Consider the following 21,616-nt stretch of genomic DNA (forward strand, 5'->3'; position numbering starts at 1 on the left):
AGATATTGATTTTGACCGTATTTTGGAGGAATTGCAGTGAATTTACCAAACAAGATTACTATTTCTAGAATTTTTTTAATTCCGCTTTTTATGATCGTGCTTTTAGGCGGATTTGATTGGGGTACGTGGGAGTTAGCTGGACAAAAATTACCTGTTACTCATTTTGTAGCCGCTTTGATCTTTATATTTGCATCCAGTACAGATTGGGTAGATGGTTATTATGCACGTAAATACAATTTAGTAACAAACTTAGGGAAGTTTTTAGATCCACTTGCAGATAAACTTCTTGTATCTGCTGCTCTCGTTGGTTTAGTTGAACTTGGGGCTGCTCCTGCTTGGATGGTCATCGTCATTCTGAGCCGTGAATTTGCCGTAACTGGAATACGTGCAGTCGCTTCAGCAGAAGGCGAAGTAATCGCAGCAGGACAGATGGGTAAATTGAAGATGTGGATACAAATTATTGCAATTTCCGCTCTATTGCTTCATAATTTACCGTTCGCCTGGATCGGGTTCCCGTTTGCCACAATCAGTTTATGGGCAGCAACTTTAATTACGCTCTATTCTGGCTGGGAGTATTTTGTAAACAGCAAACACATTTTATTAAAATCTAAGTAATGACAAAAAACAGGAGCAGAATACTCCTGTTTTTTTAATCGCTCTTAAACGAAATGGTTAAAAAGCAGAACAACATGCACCGTTTTTACAGATGTTATCGTTTGGAGCACTCAAAATTACAGATTACAATTAGGGAGAGTGTATGAGATGAACGCAGAAATTATTGCAGTTGGAAGCGAGCTTTTATTAGGCCAGATTGTCAATACGAACGCCCAATTTATTTCTAAAGGACTTGCTGATATTGGCGTGAACGTTTTTTACCATACGGTGGCGGGGGACAATCAGAATCGTCTCACATCTGTTATACAAACAGCAAAATCCCGTTCAGATCTGCTCATTTTTACAGGTGGTCTCGGTCCTACGAAAGATGATCTAACAAAGGAAACGATCTCGAAAGTCTTTCAAAAAGAGTTGGTTCATGATGAGGTCTCTTTAAGCTACATAACCAACTATTTTTTGCAAACAAACAGAGAGATGACACCGAACAATAAAAAGCAAGCTTTAATCATCAAAGACTCTACTATACTTCCAAATGACAACGGAATGGCCCCAGGTATGGCATTTATACATGAAGGTATTACATGTATTCTATTGCCAGGACCTCCGAGTGAAATGAAGCCGATGTTTAACAAGTATGCTATTCCATATCTACATTCTAGATTAGATGTTCATTCGAAGCTGCATTCCCGAGTATTACGTTTTTTTGGAATCGGAGAATCTGTTTTAGAAACAAAACTGCAAGATTTAATTGAGAAACAGAGTAACCCTACCATCGCACCTCTTGCATCGGAACATGAAGTAACCATTCGTTTGACTGCTTCTCATTCTGATGAATCAGCAGCAATGAAACTTTTAGATGATACAGAACAAGAGATTCTAAAGCGGGCTGGTTCCTATTTTTATGGTTATGACGATGAAACTCTAGAAAGACAAACGATGAATCTTCTTCATAAAAAGAATTTGACGGTTGCTTCAGCGGAAAGTTTAACAGGGGGATTGTTCAGTAAAGTTATCACCGATTTTCCTGGTGCGTCATCTGTTTATAGCGGAGGAGTTGTTGTTTATTCGACAGAACTTAAGCAATCTATGCTAAAAGTTCCAGATACCATTGTCGATACACATGGTGTGGTTAGTGCGGAATGCGCTGAGTGGATGGCTGTTGAAATCAAAAATCAAACAAAGGCGGATTACGGAATAAGTTTTACAGGGGTCGCAGGACCTGATGAACAAGAAGGGAAATCCGCAGGTACCGTTTTCATTGCGATAGCAGATAAAAATCAAACGCACTCTTTTTCTTTAAAACTAGCCGGATCCAGAAATGGAATCCGAGAAAGAGCAGTAAAGCATGGATTTCGCTTTCTTAATCAATTGGTCAAAGAAGGACAATAAAAAAATCGAATAAATGTTCGTAAAATGATTGGCAAAATAACAAAAAAGAGATATGATAGAGAAGTAGCAAATAACAGAAATAATGAATTAAAAATACATGATAAATTTATTAGAGGAGTGAATTGAATGAGCGATAGAAAAGCAGCTCTAGATATGGCTTTACGCCAAATTGAAAAGCAGTTCGGTAAAGGTTCCATTATGAAGTTGGGTGAGCAAACAGAACAGCGGATCTCTACAGTTTCCAGTGGATCGGTAGCACTTGATATTGCGCTTGGAATCGGTGGTTATCCTCGTGGAAGAATCATTGAAGTTTACGGTCCTGAATCTTCAGGTAAAACTACAGTTGCACTTCATGCGATTGCAGAAGTTCAGCGAAATGGCGGACAAGCTGCATTTATTGATGCTGAGCATGCACTTGATCCCGTATATGCACAAAAGTTAGGTGTAAACATTGATGAGCTATTATTGTCTCAGCCAGATACAGGAGAGCAAGCGTTGGAAATTGCCGAAGCATTGGTAAGAAGCGGTGCGGTTGATATTTTAATCATCGACTCAGTTGCGGCCCTTGTTCCAAAAGCGGAAATCGAAGGAGAAATGGGAGACTCCCATGTTGGTCTTCAAGCTCGATTGATGTCTCAAGCATTGCGTAAACTTTCTGGTGCAATTAATAAATCCAAAACGATCGCGATCTTTATTAACCAAATCCGTGAGAAAGTCGGCGTAATGTTCGGTAATCCTGAGACAACTCCTGGGGGAAGAGCACTAAAGTTTTACTCCTCAGTCCGTCTAGAAGTGCGTCGTGCTGAACAGTTAAAACAAGGTCAAGATGTGGTTGGTAACAAAACAAAGATTAAAGTCGTTAAAAATAAAGTGGCTCCTCCGTTTAGAACGGCTGAGGTTGATATTATGTATGGAGAAGGAATTTCTTATCAAGGTGAGATTCTGGATATCGGTTCAGATATCGATATCGTTCAAAAGAGCGGTGCTTGGTATTCTTATGAAGGTGAACGTCTTGGTCAAGGGCGTGAAAACTCTAAGCAATTTTTAAAAGAAAACCCAGAGATCGCATCCGCAATCGTCACTGAAATCCGAAACTATTATCAGTTAGAGGGTAAAACGACAATTGAAGAAGCTCCTTCATTAGAAGAAGAGTTTGAGCTAACTGAATAGATCTAAATAGAAGTTAAAGACCGGGCTGTGTGTCCGGTCTTTTTTCTCGTTTCTAAAAGATTCTTTCAACTTTACATTTTCTATCGTGACCGTTGATTGAATGTGCAAGGTGGAAGACTGCGGCACCGCGGAAAGCGGGCCATGAAACAGAAATCTACTACTTTCAACAGGAGTCTTGAATATAGAAACAGCTATTTTTCGAAACGAGCGATCTGAATTGAAAATCAACCACTACCAAAAGCAGCGATGCATGAGCAAATTACTTCCCAAAATAGTGATATGAAAGACAAAATATGCTCCTTGCTATTTTTAAGTCAACCTATTATTATAGAAGATTGACTCTCTTGACAAGCATTGGGCACACCTATAAAATGGAGATATATTTTGATTTCTTATGAAATTAAAAGATATGTATAGAATTTGTACGACATGAATGGTGCACAGCACATGTAAGACGATTGACGCCAAGAAATGCAGTATGAAAAGCAGAAAGCAAGAGGAGGTGGGAATATGCCAAGTTTAGCAGTATTCATCTCCAGTTTGCTTGTCTCACTAGGTGTCGGTGCTATTGTCGGATATCTTGTTAGGAAATCAATTGCTGAAGCGAAGATTTCAAGCGCAGAGCGAGCAGCTGCGCAAATTGTTGAAGATGCAAAGCGCGATGCTGACGCTAGCAAGAAAGAAGCGCTGTTGGAAGCAAAAGATGAAATCCATAAGCTACGTACCGAAGCTGAACGCGAAATTCGCGAACGTCGAAACGAGCTTCAAAAACAAGAACATCGATTGGTTCAAAAAGAAGAGATCCTAGACAGAAAAAGTGAAACTCTTGACAAAAAAGAGGAATCTTTAGAACGACGTGAGGACTCTCTCACCAAAAAACAGCGACAAATTGAAGAGATTGAAAGCAAAGTGGAGGAATTGCTGAAAGAACAGCAGCGAGAGCTTGAGCGCATTTCCAGTATTACCAGGGATGAAGCCCGCCAAATTATCATGACTGAAACTGAGAACGAGATGACACATGAGTTGGCGATGATGGTAAAAGAAATGGAAAACCGTGCTAAAGAAGAAGCGGACAAGAAAGCAAAAGAAATTCTTTCACTAGCTATCCAACGCTGCGCAGCCGATCACGTAGCAGAAACAACTGTTTCTGTTGTAAACCTTCCTAACGATGAAATGAAGGGAAGAATTATTGGACGTGAAGGACGAAACATTAGGACGTTAGAAACGTTAACTGGAATCGATTTGATTATTGATGATACTCCGGAAGCCGTCATTCTGTCCGGTTTCGATCCAATCCGCCGTGAAATCGCGCGAATGGCATTGGACAAGCTTGTACAGGATGGAAGAATTCACCCTGCACGTATTGAAGAGATGGTTGAAAAATCACGCAGAGAAGTGGATGAGTACATCCGTGAAGTGGGAGAACAGACTACTTTTGAAGTTGGTGTTCACGGACTTCATCCAGATTTAATTAAGATCCTTGGACGTCTAAAGTATCGTACAAGTTACGGTCAGAACGTGTTAAAACACTCAACAGAGGTAGCCTATTTAGCTGGTTTAATGGCAGCAGAAGTAGGAGAAGACGTTCATCTTGCAAGAAGAGCAGGATTGCTTCATGACATTGGTAAAGCAATTGACCATGAAGTTGAAGGCAGCCACGTTGATATTGGTGTTGAACTTGCTACGAAGTACAAAGAACACCCGGTAGTAATCAACAGTATAGCGTCTCACCATGGAGACACTGAAGCAACTTCAATTATCGCAACTCTAGTTGCAGCAGCAGATGCATTATCTGCCGCTAGACCAGGTGCTCGTCGTGAAACTCTAGAAACGTATATTCGCAGACTTGAAAAGCTAGAAGAAATTTCAGAATCATTTGATGGTGTTGAAAAATCATTTGCCATTCAAGCTGGGCGTGAAATTCGTATCATGGTTAAACCAGACATGGTTGACGATGTAGCCTCGTACAGACTTGCACGTGATATCACGAAAAAAATCGAGAGTGAATTGGATTATCCAGGTCACATTAAAGTTACGGTTATTCGTGAAACGAGAGCAGTTGAATACGCAAAGTAAACAGATAAAGCGGTGGGATTTCCCACCGCTTTTTATAGTGGACACGAATACGTGCTGACTCCAGTCATTGTTTTTTCTGAAATAACCACTTTATGGTTTGAATGACGTTTGTTAAGGGTACAAGTATACCGGGGTTTATTCATAGGGCGCTGCTTTAACAAATATAGATTTCATTGAAATTTGTTTCGGCAGGAATACAAGCCTTAATCAATGAATATAGTAGAACAGGTATCTATCCTGAAGGAGGTTCAAAACAATGGAAATATTAAAAGTTTCAGCAAAATCCAACCCCAACTCTGTAGCTGGTGCACTTGCTGGTGTTCTCCGGGAACGTGGAGGCGCTGAAATCCAAGCAATCGGAGCAGGTGCATTAAACCAAGCTGTTAAAGCAGTAGCTATCGCACGAGGTTTTGTAGCACCGAGCGGAGTCGACCTCATTTGTATACCAGCATTTACAGATATCTTAATTGATGGGGAAGAAAGAACGGCCATTAAATTAATAGTTGAACCGCGATAACAAGTGAAACCTGTTTACTTATCTAGATAAGTAAACAGGTTTTTAGCTTATATAAGGATTTAAAATGATTTTTTGAAGCAGAGAAGAGAAGGAAATCAATCCACTCTACTCGAATTTATAAAGAAGTTTCGTGTTGTCCTATATAAACTTTTAATTTTTACCTTTTTTTGCAATAGTTTGAATTATACTAGCCGAATACTTGCATTTTTATGAAGTTAAGTCTAGAATTGTAGACGTTTAGTACATAATTAATTTAAACGTGTAAAAACGTAAAAATCAGCATGAAACCATATTAAATTGGGTTTTTGGTTAAAAAAATTACGTTTGGGTTACTGAAAGGGTGGAGTACATGATTGATCAACTTTCTTGGAAAGTTGGCGGACAGCAAGGTGAAGGAATTGATAGTACAGGTGAAATATTTGCAATGGCACTCAACCGCCTAGGCTACTATCTGTATAGCTATCGACACTTTTCTTCCAGAATTAAAGGCGGTCATACCAACAATAAAATTCGTGTAAGCACGAGTGAAACCCGTTCGATTTCTGATGATCTTGATATTTTAATAGCATTTGATCAAGAAACAATTGATGTGAATGTTCATGAACTTCGTGACGGAGGAGTAGTGATTGGAGATTCTAAATTTAATCCTACTGTTCCAGAAGACCTTAATGTTAGATTGTATGCGGTTCCATTTACAGAAATCGCGAGTGAACTTGGAACATCTCTCATGAAAAACATGGTGGCGATTGGTGCTACAAGTGCTGTATTAGGTTTGCCGGTTGAAAGCTACCTTGAAGTCGTTGAAGAGATCTTCTCACGAAAAGGTGCAAAAGTAGTAGAAAAGAACATGGAGGCTATACAAAAGGGCGCGGATCATTTTAACGAATTATCTGGTGGCCAGATTGATGGTTTTCAATTAAATAAAGCAGATGGCAAAAAGAGAATGTTTATGATTGGAAACGATGCGATCGCACTAGGTTTTGTCGCAGGCGGTGTGCGCTTTATGGCAGCCTATCCAATTACTCCTGCCTCTGAGATCATGGAATACTTGATTAAAAAACTTCCTGAGTTCGGTGGAACGGTTATTCAAACTGAAGATGAGATCGCAGCTTGTACAATGGCAATTGGAGCAAATTATGCCGGTGTACGAACGATTACATCTTCAGCAGGTCCTGGTCTATCTTTAATGATGGAAGCTCTTGGACTTTCAGGTATGACTGAGGTTCCTCTTGTTGTCGTTGATACACAGCGTGGCGGACCTTCAACAGGCCTTCCTACTAAACAAGAACAATCAGACTTGATGGCGATGATCTATGGTACTCATGGAGAGATTCCAAAGGTTGTAATGGCACCAAGTACGGTGGAAGAAGCTTTTTATGATGCAGTAGAAGCATTGAATATTGCAGAAGAATATCAAATTCCAGTTATCTTATTAACAGATCTTCAACTTTCGTTAGGAAAACAATCAGTAGAACCACTAGATTTCAGCCGTGTGGAAATTCGCCGCGGTAAACTGGATCCAAAACAAGAACTTCCTGTTTCGGAAGATAAGGATGGTTATTTCAAACGCTACGAAGTGACAGAAGATGGAATTTCTCCACGTGTCATTCCGGGTATGAAAAATGGCATCCACCATGTAACAGGTGTTGAGCACGATGAAACAGGCAAGCCTTCTGAAGTGGCAGCAAACCGTCAAAAACAGATGGATAAACGTCTTCGCAAGCTTCAAAGTTTACGCTTCAACGTTCCTGTTGTTAAACAAGCTCCACACGAGGAAGCTGACATTCTATTAGTCGGATTCAACTCAACAAGAGGGGTTATTGAAGAGGCGATTCCTCGTTTAGAGGCAGAAGGATTAAAGGTTAATCATGCACACATTCGTTTAATCCATCCGTTCCCTGCTGATGAAATGAAATCGATGATCGATCGTGCAAAGAACGTTATCGTCGTTGAAAATAATGCAACAGGTCAGCTTGCTAATATTCTTAAAATGAATGTTGGTCAGCATGAAAAAATTAAAAACTTATTAAAATATGATGGGAATCCTTTCTTGCCATCAGAAGTTGTCATGAAATGCAAGGAGCTGGTTTAATATGGCTACATTTAAAGATTTTCGTAACAGCATCAAGCCGAACTGGTGCCCGGGTTGTGGTGATTTTTCCGTACAAGCTGCTATTCAAAGAGCATCTGCCAATGTAGGTTTAGAACCAGATGATCTTGCTGTAGTTTCAGGAATTGGATGTTCAGGACGTATCTCCGGATATATCAAATCTTATGGATTCCATGGTATTCATGGCCGTTCACTTCCAATCGCACAAGGTGTTAAGATGGCCAACCGTGATTTGACTGTTATTGCTTCGGGTGGAGATGGAGATGGTTTTGCGATTGGTATGGGTCATACCGTGCATGCGATTCGAAGAAATATAGATATTACTTATATCGTTATGGATAATCAGATTTATGGTTTAACAAAAGGTCAAACATCTCCTCGTTCTGATGTTGGCTTTAAAACGAAGAGTACACCTGAAGGTTCAGTAGAATCTGCAATTGGGATTATGGAATTAGCCTTAACAGCTGGTGCTACATTCGTTGCACAGAGTTTTTCTACAGACCTTAAAGAGCTAACGTCCATTATTGAAGCGGGTATCAATCATAAAGGATTCTCTTTGATTAACGTGTTTTCACCTTGTGTTACATATAACAAAGTGAACACATACGATTGGTTTAAAGAACACCTGATTTCATTAAGTACGATTGAAGGTTATGATTCTTCTAACCGTATGATGGCGATGCAGACTCTTATGGAGAATAAAGGTCTCGTTAAAGGAATCATCTACCAAGATAAGGTAAAGCCTTCTTACCAAGATCTTGCACATGGATACAGCAAAGATGCTCTTGCAAAAGCTGATCTAAAAATGCCGGAAGAAAAGTTCAATGAATTAATGGCAGAATTTATGTAATATCAAACTCTTCTCCTCATTTTGGAGAAGAGTTTTTTACTTTTTAAAAAAAATAATCAAATTTTTTTCCGTACCTGCTTATGTCCGTCTCATGTGGACAGTGCCCTTTACCTCGGTATTTAATCCATGTACAATTATGGTGGATTTGATATTTTGTGTTTAGTGAGGAGTGTTTTCTGTGCAAGGAAAAATGAAAGCAATTGTTAAGCATCACGCGGGTTACGGAGCTAAATTGGAAACAGTAGATATTCCTGAAATTAACGAGAATGAAGTTTTGATCAAAGTAAAAGCAACTTCAATCTGTGGAACGGATGTCCATATTTATACATGGGATGAATGGTCACAAAGTCGTGTTAAGCCTCCATATGTATTCGGTCATGAGTTTTCAGGAATCGTTGAGAAGATCGGGGATGCTGTAAAAAATGTTTCTGTTGGAGACCATGTTTCAGCTGAAACACATATTGTTTGTCATTCTTGTCCACAATGCTTAAAGGGTCAGTTTCATATCTGTAAAAACACAAAGATTATCGGAGTGGATACTCACGGCTGTTTTGCCGAGTATGTTGCGATGCCAGCAGAAAACATCTGGAAAAATAATCCTAATATGCCTTTTGAACATGGTTCGATTCAAGAACCGATGGGGAATGCGGTGCATACCGTTTTAGCGGGTGATGTTGCTGGTAAGACAGTTGCAGTCATCGGTTGCGGACCAATTGGTGTTATGGCAGTAAATGTAGCTAAAGCTGCAGGAGCAAGCCAGGTGATTGCTATTGATCTGAATGAATATCGTTTAGATCTTGCGAAAAAAGTTGGAGCGACTGAAGTAATTAATCCTAAAACCATTGACCCTGTTGAAAGGGTAATGGGTTTAACAGATGGCAATGGTGTGGATGTTGTTTGCGAAATGAGCGGTCATCCTGTTGCGATCGATCAAGGTTTTAAAATGATCACAAACGGAGGCAGGGTATCCATTTTAAGTCTTCCTGTAAAACCAGTTGAGATCGACCTAACGAATGACGTTGTGTTCAAAGGTGTGACTGTTCAAGGAATCACGGGAAGAAAAATGTATGAAACTTGGCAGCAGGTTTCAGGTCTATTGCAGTCAGGAAGCATGCATCCAGAAACGATAATTACACACACGCTTCCACTCGAGCAGTTTGAGGAAGGCTTTGATTTAATGATAAAAGGGAATTGCGGAAAAGTAGTTCTTATTCCTTAAATTTGAAAGGAGCTTGAAACGAATGAAAGGTTTTGAATATTTACAAGAAGAATTGGACCACATGAAAGATGAAGGTACGTTTAGGAAATTAGTACCTTTAGAATCAGAGCAAGGTTCTAAAGTTGTCATCAACAGCAAAGAAGTCATTCAGCTCTCATCTAACAACTACTTGGGACTTACAAGCCATCCTAAGATGAAGGAAGCAGCTTTAGATGCTGTAGAGAAGTTTGGTGTTGGGACGGGTTCTGTGCGTACGATCGCTGGAACGCTGTCCATGCACGAAGAATTTGAAAAGAAGCTTGCTGAATTTAAGCATACAGAAGCCTGCCTTGTATTCCAATCTGGTTTTTCTACGAACCAAGGCATCCTTTCTGCTATTCTAACTGATCAAGACGTTGTAATCTCTGATGAGCTGAACCATGCATCTATCATCGACGGTATTCGTTTAACAAAAGCAAAGCGTAGAATTTATAAGCACGTGGACCTTGAAGATCTAGAAGCCGCATTAAAAGAAACACAAGAATATAGAAAAAGAATTGTCGTAACAGATGGCGTGTTTTCAATGGACGGAAATATTGCACCACTCCCTGGAATCGTAGAGCTAGCAGAAAAATATGATGCTCTTGTTATGGTAGATGATGCACACGCAAGTGGTGTGCTAGGAACAAACGGCCGTGGCACGATCGACCATTTTAACTTGAACGGCCGCGTTCATATTCAAGTTGGAACGTTAAGTAAGGCGATTGGTGTTCTTGGTGGCTATATTGCAAGTACACAAACGTTAAGAGACTACTTGATTCATAAGGGACGTCCGTTCTTGTTTAGTACCTCACATCCACCTGCAGTTATTGCAGCAAGTTCAGCAGCAATCGATGTATTAGAGGAAGAACCAGAGCATATGGAAAGACTGTGGGAGAACACGAAATTTTTCAAAGCTGGATTAAAAGAACTTGGATTTAATACAGGTGTAAGTGAAACGCCAATCACACCAGTTCTCGTTGGTGATGATGCTCTAGCTCATAAACTTTCTGATACTTTGTTAAAATACGGTGTATTCGCTCAAGGAATCGCGTTCCCAACTGTAGCCAAAGGAAAAGCACGTGTGCGTACTATTGTAACGGCTCAGCATACGAAAGAAGAGCTTCAAACAGCGCTAGATGCGTTTGAAAAAGCAGGAAAAGAGCTAGGAATTATATAGAACGTTAAAGTTGACTTATTAAGTGCTAATTGGCTTTATAAGTCAACTTTTTTAAGCTGGTTCATAAATTTATTTTGCAACGTACATAAACAAGAAAAGGGTTAGCTGTGTTAAAAGCAGCCATATTGAAAACGACGATCAATTATTTACCGTAATATCATTATGTCAACAAACAGATTTCACGTTTAACTATAATCCATTATTTGATATAATGTTACAGTTAGATGATTCATAGGAAGCAGTAGAGGCAATAAGGAGTGAAAGTGTCTTGGATACAACGAAAGACAATCTTAAAGAAACGACGAACAATAAAAATAGAGACTACTCACAATACTTTCAAACTACTTATGCTCCACCATCATTAAAAGACGCAAAAAAGCGTGGTAAAGAGCAGATACAAATATTAAAAGACTTTTCCATTCCGGAAAATTTGAAGGATATTGGAGTAGGGAAAAAGTTTTACATTCGTACGTATGGCTGTCAGATGAATGAGCACGATACAGAAGTTATGGCTGGTATTCTAAATGAAATGGGCTACGAGACTACTGATTCTACAGAAGAAGCGGATATTATCCTTCTTAACACTTGTGCGATTCGTGAAAATGCTGAAAATAAAGTGTTCGGTGAACTTGGGCATTTAAAACATACAAAAGCAAATAACCCGAATCTTCTTTTAGGTGTATGCGGATGTATGTCTCAAGAAGAATCCGTTGTAAATCGAATTTTATCAACGTACCCTCAAGTAGATATGATCTTTGGTACGCACAATATACATCGACTTCCGCAAATTATTGAGAACGCATTATTCTCAAAAGAGATGGTAGTTGAAGTTTGGTCCAAAGAAGGGGATATCGTTGAGAACCTTCCCAGAAAGCGTAAAGGAAACGTTAAAGGCTGGGTTAATATCATGTATGGCTGTGATAAGTTCTGCACGTACTGTATCGTTCCTTATACAAGAGGAAAAGAACGAAGCCGCCATCCACAAGATATTATTGAAGAAGTAAGACAGCTTGCTAGAGAAGGATATAAGGAAGTAACGCTGTTAGGACAAAATGTTAACGCATACGGTAAGGATTTTGAGGATTTAGACTACGGACTTGGAGACTTGATGGACGAGATCCGCAAGATCGACATTCCAAGACTTCGCTTTACAACAAGCCATCCTCGTGATTTTGATGACAGACTGATTGAAGTTCTTGCTAAGGGCGGGAACATAGTAGATCATGTGCATCTGCCTGTCCAACATGGAAACAGTGATGTACTCAAATTAATGGCTCGTAAGTATACTCGTGAACATTATTTAGAGCTTGTAAACAAGATCAAACTTGCGATGCCGAATGTAGCCCTAACAACGGATATTATTGTTGGCTTCCCGAATGAGACCGAAGAACAATTTGAAGAGACTCTCTCTCTTGTTAAAGAAGTGCAGTATGATGCGGCTTACACGTTTATTTATTCACCTCGTGAAGGCACTCCAGCTGCAAAGATGCAAGATAATGTTCCAATGGAAGTGAAAAGAGAGCGTTTGCAGAGACTGAACGCCTTACTTAATGATATCTCTTTAGAAAAGAATAAAGCATATGTTGGTAAAGTTGTAGAAGTGCTCGTTGAGGGAGAAAGTAAAAAGAATCCGGATGTCTTAACAGGACACACAGGTTCGAACAAAGTCGTAAACTTTAAAGCTCCAAAGCACTTAATAGGTGAAATCGTCAAAGTTCAGATTACCGATGCTAAAACTTGGAACCTTGGCGGCGATTGGGTAGAAGAAAAATCAGAGGTGGTAGGCTAATGAGCACATATACAAAAGAAGAAATTTTGGGAAAAGCAAAAGAACTTGCAAAAATGATCGCAACAACTGATGAGGTAGATTTCTTTAAAAAGGCAGAAGCTCAGATCAATACGAATTCAAATGTAGCAAGATTGATGGGCCAGATAAAGAACCTTCAAAAACAAGCTGTTAATCTTCAGCATTATCAAAAGCATGAGGCATCTAGAGAAGTTGAAGAAAAGATCGATGCACTGATGGCTGAACTGGATAGCATTCCAGTTGTGCAAGAGTTCAAACAATCGCAAAGTGATGTAAATGATATTTTACAGATGGTTTCCCACACGATCTCTAATAAAGTAACAGATGAGATCATTGAATCTACTGGCGGTGACGTTCTAAAAGGAACAACAGGCTCTCAAGAAGGCTGTTCTCCTGGTGGCTGCGGCTGTCATTAATAATAACACGGGTGTCTAAAGCTAACGGGTTCACTTTTATCGTAATAGTTTTAGCAGATGGATTAGCAATATAAATGGATAGGTTAATAAAGTCAAAAACGACCAGATTCGTCTGGTCGTTTTCTTATGCTCTGTTCAGTTAAAGCACCGATTACAGAAAATTAATGCACCATTATTTTTACGGTACGTGTTCTTTTATTTATTACACTTTCGCTCAGTCGTATGGGGTTTCGCTCAGTCAGGGGTCAGTTTCGCTCAGTCGAAGCTCCGTTTCGCTCACAAACTTTCCATTTCCGCTCATACCAAAGCTGTTTTCGCTCAATAGCGTCGAATTGTTAGCTTTCAGCCTTACATTGACGACTACAATAATGAAAGAAAACTACCCTCATAGATTAAAACATGATCTTTTAAAGAATTGGTATAAGATTAATACTAATTCTGTAGCAAAAATACTGTTTTTTACTTACTGAGTCTTAAAGAAGTAGTAGCATTTCAATAAACGTAACGTTTTCTTTTGTGGGGTACAAAAATGGAGTTTACAGTCCTCTATATCCGTGAAGCAAGCTAATATAGGCGCACCATGCTTGCAACGCGAGCAAATTGTACTAGAAATCAGCTCCTTATTAAACATCAATCAATATAAATATAATTTCACGTACCGTACATGTTAAATAATATTTTTAGAACATTGGACAACAAATGCCCATATACATAGAGTAATTGTGATTTTAGTTCAATCAAGCACTATAGGCATTTGCCCAGCATATAATGTATGGAGATTGGTAGAGGAGGGATTCATGTATGTCAAGGCGCGTAGAGCAAGAGCTGACTTACAGAGAAATCATCACGAAAGCGGTTTGCGGAAAAGGCAGAAAGTTTTCTCAGGCCACACATACTATTGCACCGACCCATCGGCCGAGCAGCATATTAGGGTGCTGGATTATTAATCATGCTTATAAACCTAAGCGAAATGGTGAAGCAGTGGACGTAGAAGGCAGTTATGACATCAATGTCTGGTATTCGTATAATGATAATACACGTACCGAAGTAGTAACTGAAACCATTCATTTTGTAGACAAAGTAGATCTTAGTGTAAGGGATAAGAATGCGTTGGGAAATCAATATGAAGTTACATGCCGAGCACTTCAAGAGCCAAATACGTTAGAAGCTACGATATCTCCAAACGGAAATAAAGTGATCGTCCAAGTAGAAAGAGAGTTTGTATGTGAGATTATCGGAGAAACAAAGGTATGTGTGTATGTAAATCCGGATGGTTTTGACGATGACCACAAAAGGGATTGGGAATATGATGTAGAGGATGAAAATTTTGAAGATCTAGATCCTAACTTCTTAATTGGAGACCTGGAAGAATAACAAGCGGGGAGAGAGCTTCCCGTTTTTTTCATGCAGAGAAAACGATAGAACGAATAAATTATGATATAATAGCGACATTGAAATGTTATGAAAAAGGTGAAATTATGGCTCAATATACTCCAATGATTCAACAATATTTATCAATCAAGGCAGCTCATCAGGATGCCTTTTTATTTTTTCGTCTAGGCGATTTTTATGAAATGTTTTTTGATGATGCAATTGCTGCTTCACAGATTCTTGAAATTACACTTACAAGCAGAGATGGGGGATCTCAAGACAGAATTCCAATGTGCGGAGTGCCTTACCATTCTTCTGCAGGTTATATAAAAACTCTCGTTGAGAATGGTCATAAAGTAGCGATATGTGAACAAGTAGAAGACCCGAAGCAAGCTGTTGGGGTTGTTAAGCGTGAAGTGATTCAGATCATTACACCAGGAACAGTAATTGATGACCATCTGTTGCAAGACAGAGAAAATAACTATCTCGTTTCGATCGAAAAAGAGAAAGAATCATATGCTTATATTTTATGTGATTTGTCTACAGGTGAGTTGAAAGGCTATACCTATTCAGGAAATGACCTTTCTTTTATTCAATTATTGCTAAGTCATGGTATTAAGGAGATAGTTGGTAACAAAGAATTATCAGATTCATGGAGTAGTATCGTATCGCAAACAGGACAAGCCTCGATCTCTATTCAAGAAGAAAACGAACTTGAAGACCAGTTCTGTCATCTTGTAAAAACAATTACACATCCAGCATTAATACGTGCAGCTGGAAGATTGTTTTGTTATTTAACACATACACAAAAACGTTCTTTTCAGCATATTAAAATGGTTGAATTTCAGCAGAACGATAAAAGAATGAAGCTGGATGCGTTCTCTAAACGTAATTTAGAACTGACTGAATCGATCAGGGCAAAAGGAAAAAAGGGTTCATTGTTATGGCTTTTAGATGCAACGATGACCGCGATGGGTGCAAGGAAGTTAAAACAGTGGGTTGAAGAACCGTTGTTTGTAAAAGAGACGATTGAGAAGCGCCTTCAACTTGTTGAGAACTTGATCGGTGAGTTCTTTATTCGGGAAGAATTAAAAGTACAATTAAAGTCTGTTTATGATATGGAGCGTCTGATTGCCAAAATCTCTTACGGAAACGCGAGTCCAAGAGATTTGGTTCAATTAAAACGATCTCTTCTAAGTGTTCCTTTATTAAAAGATAAAATTAAAGATATTCCAGGAATCTATGCGGCAGAGCTGCACGCGAAGATGAATGATCATAAAGCACTCGCTGACTTCCTAGACTCAGCGATTCATGATGAAGCGCCTATCAACATTAAAGATGGCGGCTTAATAAAATCTGGTTATCATGAAAAACTAGATGAATATAAAGACGCAAGCTCAAACGGAAAGGCGTGGATTGCTTCACTCGAACGGCAAGAGAAAGAAGCTTCTGGCATTAAGTCGTTAAAGATCGGTTTTAATAAAATCTTCGGCTATTATATCGAGGTAACGAAATCTAACTTATCGCAAGTACCTGAGCGATATGAGCGAAAACAAACATTGGCGAATGCTGAGCGCTACGTTACACCAGAACTTAAAGAGAAAGAGCGTATTATTCTAGAAGCTGAAGAGAAGATTTCGGGCCTCGAATATACTCTCTTTTTAGAAGTTAGAGAGCACGTGAAGAAGTACATTCCTGGTCTGCAAGAACTTGCTTCAGCCATATCAGAACTTGATGTTATCCAGTCTTTTGCAGTGATTAGTGAACATTACCGATACGTAAGACCAACTATTTCAGAGGATGGAAAAGTAAACATAATCGGGGGAAGACATCCTGTTGTCGAAAAAGTCATGGATGCCCAAGAATATGTTCCAAACGACATTTGTCTAAATCATGAACGAAGTATGCTTTTGATTACTGGGCCAAACATGGCTGGTAAAAGTACGTATATGCGTCAGCTTGCCTTAACGTCTGTTATGATGCAGATCGGCTGTTTCGTTCCAGCTGAAAGTGCAGAGCTGCCTATGTTCGATCAGATCTTTACCCGAATTGGGGCTGCAGATGATTTAGTAGGTGGACAAAGTACGTTTATGGTCGAGATGCTTGAAACGAACTTTGCTTTAACGAGTGCAACAGAAAACAGCTTAATTCTTTTAGATGAAATAGGTCGTGGAACATCTACGTATGATGGCATGGCTTTAGCTCAATCAATCATTGAATTTATACACGAAAAGATATCTGCAAAGACACTTTTCTCAACTCATTATCATGAACTGACAGTGTTAGAAAAGTCACTTCCTTCTTTAAAAAACGTATTTGTAAGTGCAGTTGAGGAAAATGGAAGTTTAGTATTCTTGCATAAAGTAATCGATGGACAAGCCGATAAAAGCTTTGGAATTCAAGTGGCTGAGCTAGCTGAACTTCCAACAGAGGTCATATCAAGAGCGAAGACCATCTTACAAACATATGAAAATCATGAAAAAAGAGAAGCACTTCCTATTCAGGAGGTTTCTGCATCAATAGAAGAAGAGATAGAAGAAAGCCAGCTGAGTCTATTTATAGACAAGAGTGAGAATTTAAGAAAAAAAGATCCAAAAGAACTCGACATTATTAAAGAAATTAAGGCACTAAATGTGTTAGAGATGACACCGCTTGATGCGATAAATGCACTATATAAACTTCAGAAAAAAGTAAAGTAGAAGGGGGCACTATCTGATGGGCAAAATCGTACAGCTAGATGAACATTTATCAAATAAGATCGCTGCTGGAGAAGTAGTTGAACGCCCTGCCTCTGTTGTGAAAGAACTGGTTGAAAATTCAATTGATGCAAATGCAACAAGAATCGAGATTGAAGTTGAAGAAGGCGGGCTGTCGCTGATCCGTGTGCTTGATAATGGAGACGGAATCGAGCCAGAAGACTGTGTGCTGGCTTTTAATCGCCATGCAACGAGCAAGATTAAGAGTGAACAAGACTTAATTCAAATTAGAACGATGGGTTTTAGAGGAGAAGCATTGCCAAGTATCTCATCCGTCTCTCAAGTGGAACTTAAATCTTCTACGGGAGTGGGACCTGGTGCGTATCTGTTCATTGAGAACGGAAAGATAAAAGATCAGCAGCAGACCAATAGCAGAAAAGGTACGGATCTGATCGTACGGAATTTGTTTTATAACACACCTGCTCGATTAAAGCATGTTAAAACAATACAGACTGAATTGGGCACAATCACTGATCTTGTAAACAGACTTGCCTTAGCAAATCCTAATATCTCTTTTCGTTTAAAACATAATGGCAAAGAGCTTCTGCATACATCAGGCAACGGCAATCTTATACAAATTATTGCTTCTGTATACGGCATTCAAACAGCAAAGAATATGATTCCTGTTTCTTTTTCATCACTGGATTATGAAGTTTCAGGATATATTGCAAAACCCGAGATGAACAGGGCTTCACGGCAATATATGTCTCTTTTTATGAATGGAAGATATATTAAAAACTATGCAATCTCTAAAGCTATACAAAACGCTTATCACACCTTTTTGCCGATCGGGCGTTTTCCAATATCTATACTATCTGTTAAAATGGATCCGACCATCATCGATGTGAACGTACATCCATCTAAACATGAAGCGAGATTAAGCAAGGAAGCAGAACTGGTTCAATTGGTAGAGAACGAGCTAAGAAAAGTGATTAGAAATCAGCGGCTTATTCCGGATGTACAGTATAAGAAAAAAGAGCAAAAACAAACAGATCGTGATGAGCAGCCTTCTTTTTCTTTTGATTATCAAACAAAAAAGAAACAATTAGACATCAAACCGATCGATGATATAATGCCGGCTAGGGAACTTAACACTACATTTATCAATCATCCAAACCAAGAGACTGCTCATGTAAAAGAAAGTGCGGATGACTTAAATGAATTTGGGAAAACGTCCGTTATAACCAATGAGCCAGACTCAAATAAGGTCCAAAATCTTTCAAAATCAGAGCAAGTTCAAGAGAAAATACCGGTTATGTACCCGATCGGACAGATGCACGGAACATATATTTTGGCTCAAAATGAAAACGGACTTTACCTCATCGATCAGCACGCAGCACAAGAACGGATAAAGTACGAGTATTTCAAGAAAAAAGTCGGACAAGTAGACAGGGAAGTACAGCTTTTAACCGTACCATATACGTTTGAATTTTCAGCGAGTGAAGCAGCATACCTAGAAAATCATATTCAACTACTAAGTGAAGTCGGTCTGTTTCTTGAATCATTTGGACAAAATACATTTATTGTACGGGAACATCCACAATGGTTTCCAAAAAGCTATGAAAAAGAAATTATGATGGACATTATGCAGCAGGTGCTAGATCATAGAAAGATTGACATTGAGAAACTTAGAGAAGAAGCTGCCATCATGATGTCTTGTAAAGGGTCCATCAAAGCTAACCATCATCTTAGAAATGATGAAATCTTTGCATTGCTAGAGTCATTAAGAGCATCTGAAGATCCCTATACATGTCCGCATGGAAGACCCATTACCATTCACTTATCAACGTATGAACTCGAAAAAATGTTTAAGAGAGTCATGTAGGAGTCTATGATGAAAGAAAAATTAGTAGTGATTGTAGGACCAACAGCGGTTGGAAAGACAAAAACAAGTATTGAACTGGCAAAAGCGATAAACGGTGAAATTATTAGCGGTGACTCCATGCAGGTCTATAAAGGACTCGATATAGGGACGGCTAAGATAACAGAGGAAGAAAAAGAGGGAATCCCTCATTATCTAATTGATATAAAAGATCCTACCGAGTCTTTTTCAGTTGCAGAGTTTCAACAGTTAGCCAGGGAGCGAATTTCTGAAATCAACAAAAGAGGGAAGATCCCGATCATCGTAGGGGGAACGGGATTATACGTCAGAGCTGTAACACATCATTATGAGTTCTCTGAAGCAACGAAAAACATTGGCTTGCGGAATCAGCTGCAAAAAAAGGCCGATACAGAAGGTCGAGAGGCTCTTTATGCTGAATTGCTGAAAGTTGATTCCAAACGTGCAAAAGAAATTCACCCAAATAATGTGCAGCGTGTCATCAGAGCCCTTGAAATTTATTATGAAACAGGTAATGCGCCTTCACTACAACAGGGAAACAGAAAGAATGAAGACGAATCTCTTTACCAATTAGCTTTAGTAGGCTTGACGATGGATCGTGAACGGTTATATGAAAGGATTAATGATCGAGTCGATCTTATGGTTCAGCAAGGTGTTATTGAGGAAGCAAAGATGCTGTTTCGTCAGGATATTACAAACAGTCTTGCAGCAAAAGCAATAGGATACAAAGAGTTCTTTCCATATCTTTCAGGCGAAAGTACTCTAGAAGAATCAATCACCTTGTTAAAACGTGACTCAAGAAGATATGCTAAAAGGCAATTCACCTGGTTCAAAAACCAAATGGATATAGAGTGGTTTTCAATGGATGAAGCTTCATTTCATAAAAAATTTACAGAAATTCGTCACTTTGTAGAAGGGAAATTAGAAATTTCCGAGAATGTATAAGGGTAATGCCCAAAGAGGAGGATCTGTTCACATGAAGCAATCAATCAATTTACAGGATCATTACTTAAACCAATTACGTCGCGAAAACATTTATGTGACCGTATATCTGCTGAATGGTTTTCAGCTTAAAGGTTTAGTGAAGGGGTTTGACAACTTTACGGTTGTACTAGAGGCAGATGGTAAGCAGCACCTCATTTACAAGCATGCCATTTCAACGTTCACCCCGCACAGAAATGTCGATTTATCTTCTGCAAATACGAATGAATAAAAAATACTCCCTAAGAGCCTAGACGGAAGGTTGTTAGGGAGTTTTTAATTTCATTATACTTTTAACACCTGCTCTAAATAAGTTTCATATCTGTGTAATGTAAGTTGCGATTTTAATCCAAACCACAACTGTACTTCTTCTTCCTCTTTTCCTTCCTTTAAAAGATTCAATATGGAAGTCCTCCTTAAATGTTGAGAACTGATCCCTTTTCTTAAACCCGATCGCTGAATTTCTTGTCTAAGCATTTTTTGAATGGCAATAACCGTAAGGGGTTTTGGTTCATAATTTCCATAATCAAATCGAAATGTTCCCCTCTGATAATCAAATGCTATAAAAAAGCGGTCAGAAGAATAAGTCCTTGGTCTGATGGCTTCTGGAATATCTTCTTTGTAATCATACATGCAACGTTGCATCGTATCATCAAGAGGAATAATACGTGTTTCTTTATTATTCACTACGGTTAACTTCTGCTGTGTGAAATGTACGTGTCGCATTTCGATGTTTGTTATTTCCTGCAATGTTAGACCGTAATGGTACAAAAGAGAAACGATTGCTTCGTTTCTTTTTATTAGAAGGTGCCTATACTTTTGTTGTTTTTCGGTTAACCCTTCATACGATGATAACGTACGAAAGAGAATTTGAAATTCTTCCTCCGAAATAAAGTCCTCTTCTGTAAAATAAGTATCCTCTTTAAGTTTATTTTCGATTTCAGCAAACGGGTTGTACGTAATCATTCTGTTTGCATGCAGAAAGTGAAAAAGACTTTTGATTACGGTAAACACCCTTTTACTCGTAGCAGTCTTATACTCCCTTTGCTCGGTTAGAAATAAAAAATAGTCCTCTAAAATGGATGCATCTAACCGCTGAATCACGCTAATGTCATCTTTTTTTCTGATGACGCGAACCCAAGCAAAAAAATCAAGAAGGTCATAATAGTAACGTTTAATCGTACTTCTTCTTCTACCTTTACTCTTTAAATGGGCAATAAATAAATCGGCATAATCGGGTAAGTGTGGATATTCTTCCATAATTGCCTCCTATAACCTCTTTTTCCCATTATAGCAAAGGC

At 38.9% G+C, this 21,616-nt stretch carries 17 protein-coding genes; 16 read left to right on the forward strand and 1 reads right to left on the reverse strand.

All coding sequences use genetic code 11. From position 1 onward, the window contains the following. Positions 1–36 precede the first annotated feature (36 nt). The 16 genes from pgsA (at position 37) to hfq (ending at position 20,547) form a co-directional block, all read left to right on the forward strand. Positions 37–615 carry a CDP-diacylglycerol--glycerol-3-phosphate 3-phosphatidyltransferase gene (pgsA, locus tag AWM68_RS10455; protein ID WP_066240981.1) on the forward strand — a complete coding sequence of 193 codons (579 nt, stop codon included), beginning with the start codon at positions 37–39 and terminating at the stop codon, positions 613–615. A 147-nt stretch (positions 616–762) separates the two neighbouring features. Then, a complete protein-coding gene (locus AWM68_RS10460) occupies positions 763–2,004 on the forward strand; it encodes a competence/damage-inducible protein A (protein ID WP_066240985.1) in 1,242 nt (413 codons plus the stop codon). Positions 2,005–2,130: 126 nt separating this feature from the next. Beyond that, the gene (gene recA, locus AWM68_RS10465; RefSeq protein ID WP_066240988.1) at positions 2,131–3,174 is read left to right on the forward strand and encodes a recombinase RecA; all 1,044 of its coding nucleotides are present in this window, start codon (positions 2,131–2,133) and stop codon (positions 3,172–3,174) included. 510 nt (positions 3,175–3,684) lie between these two features. Beyond that, on the forward strand, positions 3,685–5,250 hold the full coding sequence (rny, locus tag AWM68_RS10470; RefSeq protein ID WP_066240990.1) for a ribonuclease Y: 1,566 nt from the start codon (positions 3,685–3,687) through the stop codon (positions 5,248–5,250). A 256-nt stretch (positions 5,251–5,506) separates the two neighbouring features. Continuing rightward, the gene (gene spoVS / locus AWM68_RS10475) at positions 5,507–5,767 is read left to right on the forward strand and encodes a stage V sporulation protein SpoVS (protein ID WP_010193268.1); all 261 of its coding nucleotides are present in this window, start codon (positions 5,507–5,509) and stop codon (positions 5,765–5,767) included. Between the two features lie 349 nt (positions 5,768–6,116). Beyond that, a complete protein-coding gene (locus AWM68_RS10480) occupies positions 6,117–7,859 on the forward strand; it encodes a 2-oxoacid:acceptor oxidoreductase subunit alpha (protein WP_066240993.1) in 1,743 nt (580 codons plus the stop codon). A gap of 1 nt (position 7,860) precedes the next feature. After that, positions 7,861–8,727 carry a 2-oxoacid:ferredoxin oxidoreductase subunit beta gene (locus AWM68_RS10485; protein ID WP_066240995.1) on the forward strand — a complete coding sequence of 289 codons (867 nt, stop codon included), beginning with the start codon at positions 7,861–7,863 and terminating at the stop codon, positions 8,725–8,727. A gap of 178 nt (positions 8,728–8,905) precedes the next feature. Further along, a complete protein-coding gene (gene tdh / locus AWM68_RS10490) occupies positions 8,906–9,946 on the forward strand; it encodes an L-threonine 3-dehydrogenase (RefSeq protein ID WP_231868412.1) in 1,041 nt (346 codons plus the stop codon). A gap of 22 nt (positions 9,947–9,968) precedes the next feature. Beyond that, the gene (locus AWM68_RS10495) at positions 9,969–11,144 is read left to right on the forward strand and encodes a glycine C-acetyltransferase (protein WP_066240998.1); all 1,176 of its coding nucleotides are present in this window, start codon (positions 9,969–9,971) and stop codon (positions 11,142–11,144) included. A 268-nt stretch (positions 11,145–11,412) separates the two neighbouring features. Next, entirely contained in the window at positions 11,413–12,933 is a 1,521-nt protein-coding gene (miaB, locus tag AWM68_RS10500) for a tRNA (N6-isopentenyl adenosine(37)-C2)-methylthiotransferase MiaB (RefSeq protein WP_231868413.1), read from the forward strand. Then, positions 12,933–13,367, forward strand: a complete 435-nt coding sequence (locus AWM68_RS10505; protein WP_066241009.1) for a RicAFT regulatory complex protein RicA family protein — start codon at positions 12,933–12,935, stop codon at positions 13,365–13,367. The genes miaB and AWM68_RS10505 overlap by 1 nt, the downstream gene beginning before the upstream one ends. Positions 13,368–14,168: 801 nt before the next feature. Beyond that, positions 14,169–14,741: an outer spore coat protein CotE gene (gene cotE, locus AWM68_RS10510; protein ID WP_066241012.1), complete on the forward strand. Its 573-nt coding sequence runs from the start codon at positions 14,169–14,171 to the stop codon at positions 14,739–14,741. A 104-nt stretch (positions 14,742–14,845) separates the two neighbouring features. Beyond that, entirely contained in the window at positions 14,846–17,437 is a 2,592-nt protein-coding gene (mutS, locus tag AWM68_RS10515) for a DNA mismatch repair protein MutS (protein ID WP_066241015.1), read from the forward strand. Between the two features lie 16 nt (positions 17,438–17,453). After that, entirely contained in the window at positions 17,454–19,319 is a 1,866-nt protein-coding gene (gene mutL, locus AWM68_RS10520) for a DNA mismatch repair endonuclease MutL (RefSeq protein ID WP_066241018.1), read from the forward strand. A gap of 9 nt (positions 19,320–19,328) precedes the next feature. Then, the gene (miaA, locus tag AWM68_RS10525; protein WP_066241021.1) at positions 19,329–20,279 is read left to right on the forward strand and encodes a tRNA (adenosine(37)-N6)-dimethylallyltransferase MiaA; all 951 of its coding nucleotides are present in this window, start codon (positions 19,329–19,331) and stop codon (positions 20,277–20,279) included. 31 nt (positions 20,280–20,310) lie between these two features. Then, entirely contained in the window at positions 20,311–20,547 is a 237-nt protein-coding gene (hfq, locus tag AWM68_RS10530) for an RNA chaperone Hfq (protein WP_066241024.1), read from the forward strand. A gap of 53 nt (positions 20,548–20,600) precedes the next feature. On the opposite strand, the gene AWM68_RS10535 is transcribed toward hfq, so the two are convergent. Beyond that, positions 20,601–21,575: a tyrosine-type recombinase/integrase gene (locus AWM68_RS10535; RefSeq protein WP_066241026.1), complete on the reverse strand. Its 975-nt coding sequence runs from the start codon at positions 21,573–21,575 to the stop codon at positions 20,601–20,603. Positions 21,576–21,616: the final 41 nt, after the last annotated feature.

It is taken from the genome of Fictibacillus phosphorivorans (assembly GCF_001619875.1).
GTDB lineage: Bacteria > Bacillota > Bacilli > Bacillales > Fictibacillaceae > Fictibacillus > Fictibacillus phosphorivorans_B.

Bases quoted from the DNA above. Each gene is read 5' to 3' on its own strand.
- AWM68_RS10535 (WP_066241026.1), bottom strand. From the start codon at position 21,575: ATGGAAGAATATCCACACTTACCCGATTATGCCGATTTATTTATTGCC.
- miaA (WP_066241021.1), top strand. From the start codon at position 19,329: ATGAAAGAAAAATTAGTAGTGATTGTAGGACCAACAGCGGTTGGAAAG.
- spoVS (WP_010193268.1), top strand. From the start codon at position 5,507: ATGGAAATATTAAAAGTTTCAGCAAAATCCAACCCCAACTCTGTAGCT.
- AWM68_RS10505 (WP_066241009.1), top strand. From the start codon at position 12,933: ATGAGCACATATACAAAAGAAGAAATTTTGGGAAAAGCAAAAGAACTT.
- AWM68_RS10485 (WP_066240995.1), top strand. From the start codon at position 7,861: ATGGCTACATTTAAAGATTTTCGTAACAGCATCAAGCCGAACTGGTGC.
- recA (WP_066240988.1), top strand. From the start codon at position 2,131: ATGAGCGATAGAAAAGCAGCTCTAGATATGGCTTTACGCCAAATTGAA.
- mutS (WP_066241015.1), top strand. From the start codon at position 14,846: ATGGCTCAATATACTCCAATGATTCAACAATATTTATCAATCAAGGCA.
- hfq (WP_066241024.1), top strand. From the start codon at position 20,311: ATGAAGCAATCAATCAATTTACAGGATCATTACTTAAACCAATTACGT.
- cotE (WP_066241012.1), top strand. From the start codon at position 14,169: ATGTCAAGGCGCGTAGAGCAAGAGCTGACTTACAGAGAAATCATCACG.
- mutL (WP_066241018.1), top strand. From the start codon at position 17,454: ATGGGCAAAATCGTACAGCTAGATGAACATTTATCAAATAAGATCGCT.
- AWM68_RS10460 (WP_066240985.1), top strand. From the start codon at position 763: ATGAACGCAGAAATTATTGCAGTTGGAAGCGAGCTTTTATTAGGCCAG.
- rny (WP_066240990.1), top strand. From the start codon at position 3,685: ATGCCAAGTTTAGCAGTATTCATCTCCAGTTTGCTTGTCTCACTAGGT.
- AWM68_RS10495 (WP_066240998.1), top strand. From the start codon at position 9,969: ATGAAAGGTTTTGAATATTTACAAGAAGAATTGGACCACATGAAAGAT.
- AWM68_RS10480 (WP_066240993.1), top strand. From the start codon at position 6,117: ATGATTGATCAACTTTCTTGGAAAGTTGGCGGACAGCAAGGTGAAGGA.